Origin of the sequence: Promicromonospora sp. NPDC050249 (assembly GCF_040656015.1) — a bacterium.
GTDB lineage: Bacteria > Actinomycetota > Actinomycetes > Actinomycetales > Cellulomonadaceae > Promicromonospora.
On record NZ_JBFAKY010000018.1, the window covers coordinates 88,549 to 101,278 of the forward strand.

Genomic DNA, 12,730 nt, shown 5'->3' on the forward strand with positions numbered 1-12,730 from the left:
AGTGGTGAACGACCGGCGCTTGTACTGTGGGTGCCGTGATCAGCATCGATGCCGACTCCCCCGTTCCGCCGTTCGAGCAGGTGCGCACCACGCTCGCGCAGCAGATGGCGGACCGGACCCTGCCCGTCGGCACACGCCTGCCGACGGTACGGGCGCTCGCGGCAGAGCTCGGCATCGCCGTCAACACGGTGGCGCGTGCGTACCGCGAGCTGGAGGCGGCGGGCCTGGTCGAGACCCGCGGCAGGGCCGGGACCTTCGTGAGCGCGGCCGGCGACCAGCGCCTCTCCCTCGCTCAGGCCGCGGCGTCCACGTACGCGGAGACGGTCCGCGCGCTCGGGATCGGCCGGGCCGAGGCGCTGGAGATCGTCGCGGCGGCGCTGCGGTAGCGGCGGGCTGGTGGCGGCGGGTCGGTGGCGGCGGGTCTGTGGGCGGCGGGTCTGTGGCGGCGGGTCGGTAGCGGCGGGTCGGTAGCGGCGGGTCGGTAGCGGCCGGCTGGTGGCGGCCGGCGGTAGCGGCGGGTCGGTAGCGGCCGTAGGCCACCTTCAGCGATCCTGCCCCGTGCCGAACCGCAACCCGCCCGTGCATCGGTGCGCCGAACCGCAAGCTGCCCGTGCATCGGTGCGTCGAACCGCAACGACACGCCGGTACTGCGTTCACATTCGGCATGTCGTTGCGGTTCGACGGGTAGATACACCGGCAGGTTGCGGTTCGACGGACAGACACACCCGCAAGTTGCGGTTCGACGCACAGACACACCCCCACGTTGCGGTTCGACGCACAGACACACCCCCACGTTGCGGTTCGACGCACAGACACACCCCCACGTTGCGGTTCGACGGCGACGGCTGCCCCGTCGCGTGCGGTGTTCCGGGCGGACGGTCCATGTCGATGGCCCATCTGGATGGTCCGTGTCGATCTGCGCCGGGCTCGTTCGTCGAAGTGGTGGGCGCCCGACCGATGAACTTCTCTCCGGCCGGTCGTCAGTAGTCCCGGGAGAGGGACCCGCCATCACGGCCAACGAGGAGACGTCATGACCACAACGCACGAGAGCCACACCGACCAGGCCGGGACTGCCGCTGTCCCGCCCGTCGTCGACCGGGAGGCCTGGCAGGCCGCGCGCGACGAGCTGCTGGTGCGCGAGAAGGCGCACACCCGCGAGGGCGACGCGATCGCCGCGGCCCGGCGCCGGCTGCCGATGACCGAGGTTGACGGTGCGGCGGTCGTCGTCGGCCCGGAGGGGCCGACCACCCTGCTGGACCTGTTCGAGGGCCGCGAGGAGCTGATCGTCTACAAGCACATGTGGCACCTGGGCGAGCCGTTCGAGAACCAGTGCGAGGGCTGCACCCTCACCTACTGGGCGGTACAGAACCCGGCGTACCTCAAGGCGCGGGGCGTGTCGTTCGCGGTGTTCGCCAAGGCGCCGTACGCCGAGCTGGCGCCGTTCGTCGAGTTCATGGGGTACCCGCAGCACTGGTACTCGGTCTTCGACTCCGACGACGAGACGGTGGGCGGCGGCGACTTCGGCACCTGGATGTGCTTCCTGCGCGCACGTGACCGGGTGTTCCTCACCAACACCGTCACGGGACGCGGGGCCGAGGCGACCATGCCGGCGCTCGCCCTGCTCGACATGACGGCACGGGGCCGCATGGAGGCCTGGCAGGACTACCCCGAGGGCTGGCCCGAGGGCAAGGCGGCGGGCTGGTTCTGGCGCGCTGACGAGGACGGCGTCGGGAACAGCTGGAACGGCGGGCGGCCCGCCATCCAGTGGACCCGACCAGGTGCGACGCCGGTGACGGCGGGCGAGCACCACCACCACTGACCGTCCCGGGCCGGGCCGACTGGGCCGGAGCCGGCGCGGGTCCCTGCGGTTCGTCGCGGGGACCCGCGCCAGGTCGGCATACTTGCCCGGATGACAATCGCACCTTTTCACCCGGTCCACCATGTCGACGTCGGCGGGCTGCGCCTCGCGTACCGCGAGGCGGGCGACCCAGCGGCGCCCCCGCTGCTCCTGCTGCACGCCCTCGGCGAGAGCTCGCTCTCCTGGGACCCTCTGCTGGACGACCTCGCGGCCCTGGGCTACTACGTCCTCGCGCCCGACGCGCGGGGCCACGGCGACAGCGACCGTCCGGGCACGTACGGCTACGAGCTGCTGGCCGCCGACGCCGTCGCGTTCTGCGACGCGCTGGCACCCGCCCCGGCCGCGGTCACCGTCGTCGGGCACTCGATGGGCGCGGCGACCGCCGCCCTGGTGACCACGCTCCTGACCGACGGCTCGCCCGGGCGCGTGGCGCGCCTCGTCCTGGAGGACGCCACCCCGGTCCGCCCGGGCGGGCCCGCGTTCGAGCCGTTCGAGAAGCCGGACCACCCGGTGCCGTTCGACTGGCCGCTGGTCAACGCGCTGCGCGCGGAGCGCAGCGAACCCGACCCCGCGTGGTGGGAGGCCGGGCTACGGATCGCCGTCCCTGTCCTGGTCGTGGCGGGCGGCCCCACGAGCAACGTCGACCAGGCGGACCTCGTGGACTTCGCGGCGGGTGTCGCCGACGGGCGGCTCGTCGAGATCCGCGTGGGCCACATGGTGCACGACGAGGCACCCGCCGAGTTCCTCGCCGCGGTGAGCGAGTTCCTCCGCCGGCCCTGAGCGCCCGGACTCCCCTGCTGACCGGGAGCCCGGGCGCTCAGGCCGCCGCGGTGCGGTCCGGGCGCCCGGCCCCGTCCAGGCTCAGCCGCACCCGCGGCTGCAGCATGGTCACGACGCCGGCCACCACGAAGCCGATGTGCAGCACCCGGATCGCCGGCATCACAGGGGACACGTCGCCTCCGAGCGTGGAGTACCAGGTCGCGCCGCCGGCGAGGTCGGCGGCCATGGGCACCACCATCGAGGCAAGGCCGAGCACGCCGAGGCCCGCCAGGAGCGCCCACCAGGCCCAGCGGCGTCCGGCCGCCAGGTACCAGGCGCACGCGAGCGCTGCGGCGAAGATCAGGCCACGGATGGCCATCTGGGTGACGAGACCGCCGTCGATGCCCTGCTGGGCGTGGATGGCCGCGACGGAGACGACACCCTCGGCGATCCCGGCGAGGACGGCGAGCGTGAAGGCGGCCGCCGACAGTGTGCGGAGCTTGGTTTCGGTCATACGTCCATGCTGGTCAGGACGCGGCTCCGGGAGAATCCGGCTGGCCACCGTCCTTTGCGGTGGGTTGTCCCGACCCTGTCGCGTCGCCCTGTCTCGTCACCCTGTCTCGTCGTCGGGCATCCGCAGCGGCCCCGTCGCGAGGCGGGCCAGCTCACCGATCGCCGCGTCGACGCCCGGCAGGTGCCGCTCCGGACGGGCCGCCCACGTCAGCACGACGACGCCCACCGGGTGCTCGTGCGGGAACCCGACTACCGCCGCCTCGTGCCGAAGCCTGCCGAGGGTCCCGGTCTTGCCGTGCAGCGCCACGTCGTCGTGCGGGAACCCGCTGCCGACCCGGTGTCGCCACGCCTGGTGCGCGAGCGCGTCCCGCACCAGGTCGTACGCCTGGCCGTGACGCAACCACAGGAGGCGCAGCACCTGTCCGAGCTCGGCAGCGGTCGCGGCGCTCGCGAGCGCCGGGTCGTACTGAGTCGTCCCGGCCGCGCGGTCCGGGTCGGCCAGGGCCCGCTGCGCGCCGGCCCACGTAGCGGTGCCGGTGTCCCGCAGGAGCACGCGCGTCTCGTCGGCGGAACCCTGCCGCACCAGGGTCGCAGGCAGGCCCAGCTCCGCCAGCCGCTCGTGCGCGCGCTCGCGCCCCACGAGTGCCAGCAGCGCGTCGCCGCAGGCGTTGTCGGACACGGCGAGCATCAGGCGCACGGTGTCGCGCGCGGTGAGCACCACGTCGTCGAGCAGCATCGCCACACCCGTCGGGCCGGGCATGCGGGACGACGCAGGCAGCCGCACCGGCGCGTCCGCGGCGAGGCGCCCGGCCGTCACGAGGTCGGCCCAGACGAGCGCGAGCGGCAGCTTGTAGAGCGAGGCGATGGCGACCGGCTCGGCGTCGTCGAGCGCGACGGTACCGGGCGGGCCGGCCAGGCGCGTCGCGTGCACGCGGGCGGTGACGCCTGCTTCGCGCGCCACCGCCCGGAGCGCGGCGGTCACCGCCGGTTCCTGAGCGCTCATCCGGCGTGGCCGCGCGAGGTGCGCCGAGCTGGATCCGGTGTCGGCCGGAGGGCCGGGTCGGACGCCGGGCTCAGCGCCGCGCGAACCGCCTCCGCCACCGCCTCGTGGTCGATCTCCGGCCGTCGCTGCGCCGCGAGCGGCAGGGCCACCCGCAGCCGGAGCGGCGGTCCCGCTGGGCCGTCCGCCGCCGCTCCCGGGGTCCCGGGCTCGTCCTGGAACACCGGGGGTCGGAACATCGGGCGTCGGAACATCGGGACGAGACCCGCCGCCAGGCCGGCCGCGGCCAGTGCCTGGCGCTGGGCCGCGTCCCGCGCCTCGACCACCTCGCCGCTGTGCCCCGCGCGCCGCAGGGCATCGACGAGCTGGTCGTGCGCGGGTGGCTGGTGGTGCCGGGGCGGGACGGCGACGGGCAGGCGTACGTCGGCCGGCGTCGGCTCACGGCCGCTGCTGTGCGCGCCGTCGTCGTCCCGTGCCTGTACCGAAGGCGTCTGGACCAGCCGGGTCGGCACCACGAGCACAGGGCCCGCTGTCAGCCCGTCGAGCACACCAGGATGCCGCACGACGGCGACGTCGAGCAGGCCGTCCCGCAGGAGGTCGACCAGCTCGACGCTGCCCGCGACGGTGGGCGCGATCGAGGTCCAGGTGGCACGGGAGGTCTCGACAACCGAGGTCTCGGCAGGCTCGCCCGGCGCCGTCGACGGCGCCGCGGTGAGCGCGCGGAGCAGCTGCGGCACGCCGTCCTCCAGGTCGGCGGCGACGCCGAGGCGAACCTGCTCGGGCAGGGCGAGGTCGTGGGCGGTGGACACGAGGTCGTCCGCGGCGTCGAGCAGGTCGCGCGCGGCGGGCAGGAGCCGGCGTCCCGCCGCGGTGATCCGCACGCCGCGCGCGTCCCGGTCGAAGAGCCGCACCCCGAGGTGGCGCTCCAGCCTGCGGATGCCCTGCGACAGCGGCGGCTGTGTCATGCCGAGGTCGGCGGCCGCGTTGCCGAAGTGCCGGACGTCGGCGACTGCCTTGAAGAAGCCGAGATGCTTCAGGAGATCCACGCCCGGGAGCCTAACGGCGCCCCATATCAAAAACGTCTCGGGTCACGTCCACAAGACTCTTTGACTCTCGTCGCGAGCTCCCGCGAGGGTGTGCCGCATGACGAACCCCACGACTCCGAAGCGCGCGCTCAGCCGCCGCACCCTGCTGACCGGCGCCGGGGCGGCCCTCGGCGTGCTCGGCGGTGTGACCGGCGCCCGGGCCCTCGGCACCGACCAGGCGACCACCCCGGCCCCAGCCGCGACACCCACGCAGCCCCCGACCGCCCCGGCCGGCTTCGCGTCCTTCGCCTGGCTCGGCACGTCGGGCTGGCGGATCCGCACACCCACCACGACCGTCCTGCTCGACCCGTACCTGACGCGGTTCGACACCGGGCTCGCCGCCGGGAAGTTCAGTGCGACCACGCGCCTGCGCGTCGACCCGGCGGCGCTCGAGGCGGCCCTCGGTACACCCGGGACGCCGGAGGGCGCCGTCGACTCGATACTGGTGACGCACACGCACTGGGACCACTTCGCCGACGTGCCGCACCTGGCCCGCACCCGCGGGGCCACCGTGTTCACCACCCTCACCGGGTACCACCTCGCGCTCGCCCTGGGCGTGCCGCAGAAGCAGCTCGCGGTGGTACGTGGCGGCGAGGAGATGCACCTCGGGGACCTGGTCATGCGCGTGGTACCGGCCCTGCACAGCCGCACCGCGTCCGGCGCACTCCTCTTCCCCGGCCTGCGCACGACGGTGCCGACGAGGCCACGGACGATCGCCGACCTGCCGGAGGGCGACACCCTGTCCTACCTGCTGCGCTCACCGCAGGGCCGGTCGGTGCTGCTGCTCGGGGGCAGCGACTACGACGACCAGGCCCTGCGCGGGCTGCGCGTCGACACGGTGGCGCTGCCGGTGCCGAGCACCGACGTCACCGCCGACTACGCGGGCCGGCTCCTGGCCGCGCTGGACGGTCCCGGCCAGGTGGTCCTCGTGCACTGGGACGACTTCGAGTCGCCACTGACCAACCCGCCCCTGGCAAGCGAGGGCACGCGCGACCGGATGGCCCGCCTCAGGGACCAGATCCGGCGGCTGTCGCCGGGTACCGAGGTGGTCGTCCCGGAGTACCGCACGCCGCTGCAGCTGCTCTGACGCCTTCCTGCTCTGACACACTTCCTGCCATGCGCGACGACGAGTGGTCCCAGCAGCGAGCGGAAGCGGTCCGCCTGCAGGCCGAGCGCCTGCAGGCGCGGCAGGACGCCGAGCACACCCGCGCCGAGGCCCTGCTGCGGGAGTTCGTGGCCGCTGCCCGCGAGGCCGGGCTCACCGCCGAGCCCCTGCAGGTTCAGGGGTACGGCGGCCGCGGCACCGCTCGCACCCCGCTGCGGGGCTGGTACCTGCGGGTGGACCGCACGTCCGGCATCAGCACCGACGGCGACTTCTACGTGCTCACCGCACCCATCGGGCTGCTCGACCGGGTGCGCGGGGTGCGGCCGGAGCCGCGCCGTCCGCCGCTGCTGCTCGGCGCGGGAGGCAAGGACGGCGACTCCATCTCGCTGGCCGACGCCCTGGAACGCCTCCTCCCAGGCTGGCGGGCTCCCTCAGCCGGCTGATCCGGTCATGATCCGGTCAGGAGCTGCTCCCGCCGCCTGCCGAGGTTCGCGAGGCCGCCCTCCAGCGCCACCGCACGGCTGGCCGCCCGCTGCTGCACCTCGTCGACGGCGTTCAGCGCCGCGCGCACCCGGTCACGCGCCTCGCCGATCCGGCTCATGACCGACCAGTCGCTGAAGATGTTGTCGAACCAGACGTCGAACATGTCCTCGAGGCTGTCGGACGTGATGCCGCCGACGCCGTCCTGGCCGAGGTCGCCGAGCTCGCGGGTCAGGGCGCGCAGCGCCTCGTCGGCGTCCCGCATCAGCACGACCGCCTGGTCCATCTTCTCGCGCTTGATCATGTCCGTGAGGAACCCGCCGCCGCCGAACGTGTCGTACGCCGCCCAGTTCCCGGCGCTGTCCAGGTGGCCCAGGGCGCTGGTCAGCGCTCGTCCGGCCCGCTCCGCCGCGCCGACCACCTCGCGCAGCTCTGTCAGCTCGCCGCGGGTCGTGCCGACCTTCTCAGCCAGGCTGCCCAGCTCGTCCGCGCCGTCGGCCCGCGTCGCGACCACCCACGCCTCCTTGGCCGCCAGCGCAGCGGTCTGCCGGGCGGCGACGTCACCCAGGGCGGTCAGCGCGCGGCGGACCTCCGCCAGCTCCCGGTCGGCGCTGCTCACCGCCGCCCGCGCGGCCGCCACCCGGTAGTCGGCGGCGCGGTGCTCCGCCCGCTCCACCTCGAGCCGCTCGTCCCTGTTGCCGCGCAGGGTCGCCCAGATCAGCGTGGGGCTGAAGTCCTCGAGCTTCTGGACGTCCGCCGCCTCACCCTCGAGTGCCTCGGCCGCCCGCGCCAGCTCGGCCCGGGCGGCGGCGAGCGCCGACTCCGCGGTCGTGCGGCGACCGCTGAGCCGCGCGTGCTCGAAGATCGCCTCCTGTGCCGCCTCGAGCTCGGCCTGAACCTGCTCCGCCTGGGTCCGGTGCGCGTGTGCTGCCATGCCGGTCAGGCTATGACGTGGGAGGCCGGGGCGATACGAAACTCGGCGGCGCCCGAGCGGGCTGCCGGCCGTGGTCAGGCTGTCGCCAGGCCGTCAGCCCGCGGAGCGGCCCAGGTCCTCCCAGCGTCGCCAGCCCGCCAGCCGGTCCTCGGTCAGGGGCAGGACGGCGTCCGCCGCCAGGTCGCCCACCAGGATCCGCAACGGCGTCTCGTCCGCGTCGACCACGGCGAGGACCACCCGGGCGACGTCCGCCGGGGACGACGAGCCGGGCGGGTGCCACGCGGACGCCCGCAGCGCGTCGTACGCGGGCAGCTGCTCGGCCCGCACGGCGGACTCCCCACGCCATGCGGTGTCCACGGGCCCGGGTTCGACGAGCGTGACCCGGATCCCGAATCCTGCCACCTCCTGGGCGAGCGCCTCGGAGAGCCCTTCCAGCGCCCACTTGGACGCGCTGTAACCCCCGAGCCCCGGCCACGCGGCGACGCCGCTGGAGCTGGACACCTGCACCACGTGCCCCGAACCCTGCGCGCGCAGCACCGGGAGCGCCGCCTGGGTCACGTGCAGCACGCCGAAGAGGTTGACGTCGAGCTGCTCGCGCAGCTGTTCGGGCGTGATCTCCTCGACGTACCCGAACAGCCCGTGGCCCGCGTTGTTCACGACCACGTCGATGCGGCCGAGCCGTTCGGCCGCCGCCCGCACCGCGGCCGTGGCCTGGGCCGGGTCCGTCACGTCCAGCCGCAGCGGTACGACGACGTCGCCGTGCTCGGCCACCAGGTCGTCCAGCGCGGCGACGTCGCGCGCCGTCGCCGCCACCCGGTCGCCGCGCTCCAGGGCCGCCGTGGCGATGGCACGGCCGAGTCCACGGCTCGCGCCCGTCACGAACCAGGCCCGGCCGGGTGCCGCGTCCACATGCGCGCTTTCAACCGTCATGGGCGACATCGTGCCAGGTGGGCGCCGTGTCGGCACTCGCCTTTGGCATTAGGCTCGCGACATGCCCGAGGACGACGACACCCGGCCCCTGACCCGGCGCGAACGGCTCCGGCGGCAGACCGTCGACGAGATCGTCGAGGCGGCACTGGGGCTCGTCGACGACGGCGGTGCGCACGGCTTGTCGCTCGCCTCGGTCGGCAAGGTGGTAGGGATGACGCCGCCGGCGCTCTACCACTACTTCGCGTCCCGCGAGGCGCTGCTCGACGCCCTGGTCCTGGCCGGGTACGCCGACCTGGGTACCGCCGTCGAGGTCGCTGTACGACAGGCGCAGGACCGGTCCCCGGCGGACCGGCTGGCCGCCATCACCGGTGCCTGGCGCCGCTGGGCCCTGGACCATCCGCGCCGGTACTCGATGCTCTTCACCGGCAGCCGGCGCGAGGCGGTGGACCCCCTGGAGAGCGTCGGCGCGATCAGCCAGAGCATGCTCGCCCTGGTCACGACCATCCAGGAGGTCGCCTCCGGCACGGAGGCGGGCGCGGCTGTCACTGCCGGCGCGGCCCGAACGGGTGTCACTGCCGACGCGGACGAAGCTGCCGAGGTATCGGTGCTCGACCAGGATCTGGCCCGCTGGGGCAGGTCCCTCGGAACTCCGGCGGTGGCGGCACCGGCGGTGCTCCGGCTGGCCCTGTCCACCTGGTACCGCGTGCACGGACTCGTATCCCTGGAGATCGTCGGCGCGTTCGGCACCATGGGGCTCGACGGCGAGCGCCTGCTGGCCGCCGAGCTGGAGGGCCTGGTCCGCGAGGCCGCGCGCACCTGATCCGGTCCGGTACCGGCCCGTCGGCGAACCCGGCGGCACGGCGAGCCCGGCGGCAGGTCAGTCGCGGTCGAGCAGCGCGTCCGCCAGGACGACGGAGGCGGGCGCCAGGGCGGTCGCGCCGTCCTCGACGTCCCACAGGGAGTTCTGCAGCAGCCGCCCCAGCGTCCAGCCCGTCGCCCGGAACCGGTCGAGCCCGAGGACCTCGGTGAGCACGTCGAAGCGTCGCCGGACCACGCGTCGAGGATCGCCGCTCGCGACGACGACGTCGGCCCACCGGCTGTCCAGGGCCGGCCACAGGTCGAAGCCCGGGTCCCCGGCGAGCGGCTCCGGGTCGATCGCGAGCCACGGTTCGCGCTCGCCCGCCAGCACGTTGTCGTAGTGCAGGTCCCAGTGCAGCATCCGGTCGCCGGGCTCGTCGACCAGCTCGGCCACGACCGCGGCCCAGCCCAGCAGCACCTGCCGGTCTGCCGGGTCGACCAGCGACGTCACGGCCCGGGGAACCTGTTCGAGCATCGCGGCCGCGATGTCGCCGAGGCTCCTCAGTGCGGGCGGCGCCGGGACGGCGACCAGCCGCGCGTGGAGCTCGGCAAGGGTCTGGATCGCCGTGTCGTCGTCCGCGAGCGAGGCGAGGGTACGCGCGCCGTCGAGCCGCTCCAGGAGCATGGTGCCGCTGCCGGGGTCGTGGTCGAGCAGCCGCACGACGCCGTCTCCGTCCCAGGTGCGCAGCCCGATGAGCGCGGCTTCCGTCTCGGCGCGGTGCGGCTGCAGCTTGAGGACCGCACGTGTGCCGTCCCGTCCCAGCACCGGCAGCACGAGCGAGGCCTCTCCGGCCGCGGCGGCACCGTCCCGGACGAGCTCCCACCGGTCGAGCAGGTCGGCGACCAGGGCCGGTAGGGCGGCGAGCCAGGCCCGCCCCTCGTCGCCGAAGCTCCTGGCATACGAGGAGGCGAGTACCTGCGGGACCTCGACCGGCTGCGGTGTGCTCACGGTGCGAGGGTACGTGGGCGAGATTCAGCCCTGCTGGCACGGTTGTGACCGCACGGAGCCCTCGCCCCGGACCCGTCACGGCACGAGGACGACCTTGCCGCCCGCGTGGCCGCCGTCGACCAGGGCCTGTGCCCGCGCGGCCTCAGCGAAGGACAGCACCTTCGCGACCGGCACGAACACCTCGCCGCGGGCGACCAACCCCATCACCTCCGCGAGGACCTCCGCCGAGTGCTCGGACTGCTCCGAGAACTCGACGCCCAGCTCGTGAGCCGCCGGGTCGGCAAGGGTCAGCACCCGGTCGGTGCCGCCCCGCAGCTCGATGCTGTCCGGCAGGACGCCCCTGCCCGCAGCGTCGAGCACCGCGTCCACGGTTGGCGTGAGCGCCCGGACCCAGTCGACGATCCCCTCGCCGTAGACGATGGGCGTGGCGCCGTACATCGCGACGCGCTCCTGGCCTGCCTCCGACGCTGTACCGATCACGTGCACGCCCGCCGCGACCGCGAGCTGCGTCGCCAGCCCACCGACACCGCCGCTCGCACCGTGCACCAGCAGCGTCTCCCCCGGCAACAGGGCGAGGATCCGCAGCGCGCGCCGGGAGGTCTCGGCGACCACGGGGAGCGCCGCCGCCTGGGTGACCTCCATCCCGTCGGGCACCGGCGCCCAGACGCGAAGGACCGCGAGCTCCGCGGCGCCCCGGCCGGCCGGGCCGGCGACCCGGTCCCCGATGGCGACCCCGGCGACGTCGGCCCCCACCTGGTCGACGATGCCCGCCACCTCGAGGCCGGGGACCGCCGGGAGCCGCGTGCGGAACGCCACCTCCATGGCGCCCGACCTGACCTTCCCGTCGAACGTGTTGACGCCGACGGCCTCCACCCGGACGCGGACCTGGCCCGGACCGGCCTCCGGCTCCGGCACCTCCCCCAGGTGCAGGACCTCGGGGCCGCCGAACTCGTCAAAAACTACCGCGCGCATCGCGTTCTCCTTCGTCTCCGGCAGGCATCCAGGCAGGATATTGGCACCGCCGTGACTCGTTATGTCGCCGCCGTCCCGGGAGCGGGCCCCGCGGCCCACGCCTCGGACACGGGCGCCATCAGCTCCGGGTCGGAGGCCGGCTCGGGAGTCGTCGAACCCTCCCCCGCCGGCCCGGGGACGGTGAGCGTCGCGATGGCGGTGGTGACGGGGATGGCGAGCACCAGCCCGATCGAACCGACGAGCGTGCGCACGACCTCCTCGGCGATCTCGCCGGAGGTCAGCGCGGTGGCCGGCGACTGGTCGACGAGCCAGACCATCATCAGCAGCGGCAGCGCGGCGCCGACGTAGGCGAACGCGATGGTGTAGACGGTCGACGCGATGTGGTCGCGACCGATCCGCATGGCGCTGGTGAACAGCTCGGAGCGCGACGCCGCCGGCGCGACGGCCCGCAGCTCCCACACCGCGGACGCCTGGGTGATGGTCACGTCGTTCAGCACGCCCATCCCGGCCAGGACGATGCCGCACAGGGCGATCCCCCGCAGGTCGGCGCCCGGCGCGCTGGACGGCAGGAACGCCGACATCTCGTCGTTCGTCCCGGTGATCTGCGCTGCCCCCGACGCCCAGGCGGCGAGCCCGGCGGTCAGCGCGAGGCCGACGAGCGTGCCGAGCAGCGCCGTCGAGGTGCGGGCCGACAGGCCGTGCGCCAGGTACAGCGTCACGAACATCACCAGGGACGACGTCACCAGCGCGACGCCGATGGCGGACTCCCCCGCCAGGAGCGCCGGCATGGTGAAGCCAAGGAGCACGACGAACGCGAGCCCCAGCCCCGCCATGGCGGCCAGCCCGCGCCAGCGCGCGACCAGCAGCACGACGAGGGCGTAGACGATCGCCAGCAGCGCGATCGGCAGTTCACGCTGGAAGTCCATGAACACCAGCGGGTCGACGCCGGGCTGCGCGACCTGGGAGATGTCCACGGCGGTGATCCGGTCCCCCTCGGCGAGCGGGATCGACGGCCCGGGCGACTGCATCCGGGACGCCTCGCCGCCGGGCAGCTCGACCGGGATGCTGCCGGTGGTGGGGTCGGCGGGCCCGGTGACGGTGACGTCGACGAACGACGTGCCCTCGGCGCGGGCGGGCACACGGTCGGGCACGTCCCCGGCGTTCGGCCACAGCAGCCACAGCCCGGCCAGGGTCACCAGAAGAGCGGAGACCAGGGTCACGACCAGCAAGAACGTCGTGCGTGGCGCGGCCGAGCCGACCGTGCCGTGGGAGTGAGCGTGCGCCATG

The 12,730-nt window shown here is 74.4% G+C and carries 14 protein-coding genes; 6 read left to right on the plus strand and 8 right to left on the minus strand.

Features of this window, described 5'->3' with window-relative positions:
- Positions 1–26 precede the first annotated feature (26 nt).
- From AB0I32_RS16275 to AB0I32_RS16285, 3 genes are all read left to right on the plus strand, one after another.
- Complete coding sequence (locus AB0I32_RS16275; RefSeq protein WP_357507738.1) at positions 27–386, plus strand: GntR family transcriptional regulator; 360 nt, start codon at positions 27–29, stop codon at positions 384–386.
- A 644-nt stretch (positions 387–1,030) separates the two neighbouring features.
- A complete protein-coding gene (locus AB0I32_RS16280) occupies positions 1,031–1,819 on the plus strand; it encodes a DUF899 family protein (protein WP_357507740.1) in 789 nt (262 codons plus the stop codon).
- Between the two features lie 90 nt (positions 1,820–1,909).
- The gene (locus AB0I32_RS16285) at positions 1,910–2,638 is read left to right on the plus strand and encodes an alpha/beta hydrolase (RefSeq protein WP_357507742.1); all 729 of its coding nucleotides are present in this window, start codon (positions 1,910–1,912) and stop codon (positions 2,636–2,638) included.
- A 37-nt stretch (positions 2,639–2,675) separates the two neighbouring features.
- On the opposite strand, the gene AB0I32_RS16290 is transcribed toward AB0I32_RS16285, so the two are convergent.
- From AB0I32_RS16290 to AB0I32_RS16300, 3 genes are all read right to left on the minus strand, one after another.
- Entirely contained in the window at positions 2,676–3,131 is a 456-nt protein-coding gene (locus tag AB0I32_RS16290) for a hypothetical protein (RefSeq protein ID WP_357507744.1), read from the minus strand.
- A 96-nt stretch (positions 3,132–3,227) separates the two neighbouring features.
- A complete protein-coding gene (locus tag AB0I32_RS16295) occupies positions 3,228–4,112 on the minus strand; it encodes a serine hydrolase (RefSeq protein WP_357507746.1) in 885 nt (294 codons plus the stop codon).
- A gap of 17 nt (positions 4,113–4,129) precedes the next feature.
- The gene (locus AB0I32_RS16300; protein ID WP_357507748.1) at positions 4,130–5,176 is read right to left on the minus strand and encodes a LysR family transcriptional regulator; all 1,047 of its coding nucleotides are present in this window, start codon (positions 5,174–5,176) and stop codon (positions 4,130–4,132) included.
- Between the two features lie 97 nt (positions 5,177–5,273).
- Here AB0I32_RS16300 and AB0I32_RS16305 point away from each other — a divergent pair, with 97 nt between their 5' ends.
- Positions 5,274–6,302 carry an MBL fold metallo-hydrolase gene (locus AB0I32_RS16305; RefSeq protein WP_357507750.1) on the plus strand — a complete coding sequence of 343 codons (1,029 nt, stop codon included), beginning with the start codon at positions 5,274–5,276 and terminating at the stop codon, positions 6,300–6,302.
- Positions 6,303–6,331: 29 nt separating this feature from the next.
- Positions 6,332–6,763 (plus strand): hypothetical protein, encoded by a 432-nt coding sequence (locus AB0I32_RS16310; protein WP_357507752.1) that lies wholly within the window; start codon positions 6,332–6,334, stop codon positions 6,761–6,763.
- A 5-nt stretch (positions 6,764–6,768) separates the two neighbouring features.
- On the opposite strand, the gene AB0I32_RS16315 is transcribed toward AB0I32_RS16310, so the two are convergent.
- Positions 6,769–7,734, minus strand: coding sequence for a hypothetical protein (locus AB0I32_RS16315; protein WP_357507754.1), 966 nt, complete (start codon positions 7,732–7,734; stop codon positions 6,769–6,771).
- A 93-nt stretch (positions 7,735–7,827) separates the two neighbouring features.
- Positions 7,828–8,664, minus strand: a complete 837-nt coding sequence (locus tag AB0I32_RS16320; RefSeq protein ID WP_357507756.1) for an SDR family NAD(P)-dependent oxidoreductase — start codon at positions 8,662–8,664, stop codon at positions 7,828–7,830.
- A gap of 61 nt (positions 8,665–8,725) precedes the next feature.
- Between AB0I32_RS16320 and AB0I32_RS16325 the strand changes: the two genes are divergently transcribed.
- A complete protein-coding gene (locus tag AB0I32_RS16325) occupies positions 8,726–9,484 on the plus strand; it encodes a TetR/AcrR family transcriptional regulator (protein WP_357507758.1) in 759 nt (252 codons plus the stop codon).
- A 57-nt stretch (positions 9,485–9,541) separates the two neighbouring features.
- Here the strand turns inward: AB0I32_RS16325 and AB0I32_RS16330 are convergent, their stop codons facing one another.
- From AB0I32_RS16330 to AB0I32_RS16340, 3 genes are all read right to left on the minus strand, one after another.
- Positions 9,542–10,471, minus strand: a complete 930-nt coding sequence (locus AB0I32_RS16330; protein WP_357507760.1) for an aminoglycoside phosphotransferase family protein — start codon at positions 10,469–10,471, stop codon at positions 9,542–9,544.
- A gap of 75 nt (positions 10,472–10,546) precedes the next feature.
- Positions 10,547–11,443, minus strand: a complete 897-nt coding sequence (locus AB0I32_RS16335) for an NADP-dependent oxidoreductase (RefSeq protein ID WP_357507762.1) — start codon at positions 11,441–11,443, stop codon at positions 10,547–10,549.
- Between the two features lie 59 nt (positions 11,444–11,502).
- Complete coding sequence (locus tag AB0I32_RS16340; protein WP_357507764.1) at positions 11,503–12,729, minus strand: YibE/F family protein; 1,227 nt, start codon at positions 12,727–12,729, stop codon at positions 11,503–11,505.
- Position 12,730: the final 1 nt, after the last annotated feature.

What these genes read in the sequence shown, in the direction of transcription:
- AB0I32_RS16310 (WP_357507752.1), top strand. Translation starts at nt 6,332, where the DNA reads ATGCGCGACGACGAGTGGTCCCAGCAGCGAGCGGAAGCGGTCCGCCTG.
- AB0I32_RS16315 (WP_357507754.1), bottom strand. Translation starts at nt 7,734, where the DNA reads ATGGCAGCACACGCGCACCGGACCCAGGCGGAGCAGGTTCAGGCCGAG.
- AB0I32_RS16325 (WP_357507758.1), top strand. Translation starts at nt 8,726, where the DNA reads ATGCCCGAGGACGACGACACCCGGCCCCTGACCCGGCGCGAACGGCTC.
- AB0I32_RS16285 (WP_357507742.1), top strand. Translation starts at nt 1,910, where the DNA reads ATGACAATCGCACCTTTTCACCCGGTCCACCATGTCGACGTCGGCGGG.
- AB0I32_RS16335 (WP_357507762.1), bottom strand. Translation starts at nt 11,443, where the DNA reads ATGCGCGCGGTAGTTTTTGACGAGTTCGGCGGCCCCGAGGTCCTGCAC.
- AB0I32_RS16340 (WP_357507764.1), bottom strand. Translation starts at nt 12,729, where the DNA reads ATGGCGCACGCTCACTCCCACGGCACGGTCGGCTCGGCCGCGCCACGC.
- AB0I32_RS16320 (WP_357507756.1), bottom strand. Translation starts at nt 8,664, where the DNA reads ATGACGGTTGAAAGCGCGCATGTGGACGCGGCACCCGGCCGGGCCTGG.
- AB0I32_RS16280 (WP_357507740.1), top strand. Translation starts at nt 1,031, where the DNA reads ATGACCACAACGCACGAGAGCCACACCGACCAGGCCGGGACTGCCGCT.
- AB0I32_RS16290 (WP_357507744.1), bottom strand. Translation starts at nt 3,131, where the DNA reads ATGACCGAAACCAAGCTCCGCACACTGTCGGCGGCCGCCTTCACGCTC.
- AB0I32_RS16305 (WP_357507750.1), top strand. Translation starts at nt 5,274, where the DNA reads ATGACGAACCCCACGACTCCGAAGCGCGCGCTCAGCCGCCGCACCCTG.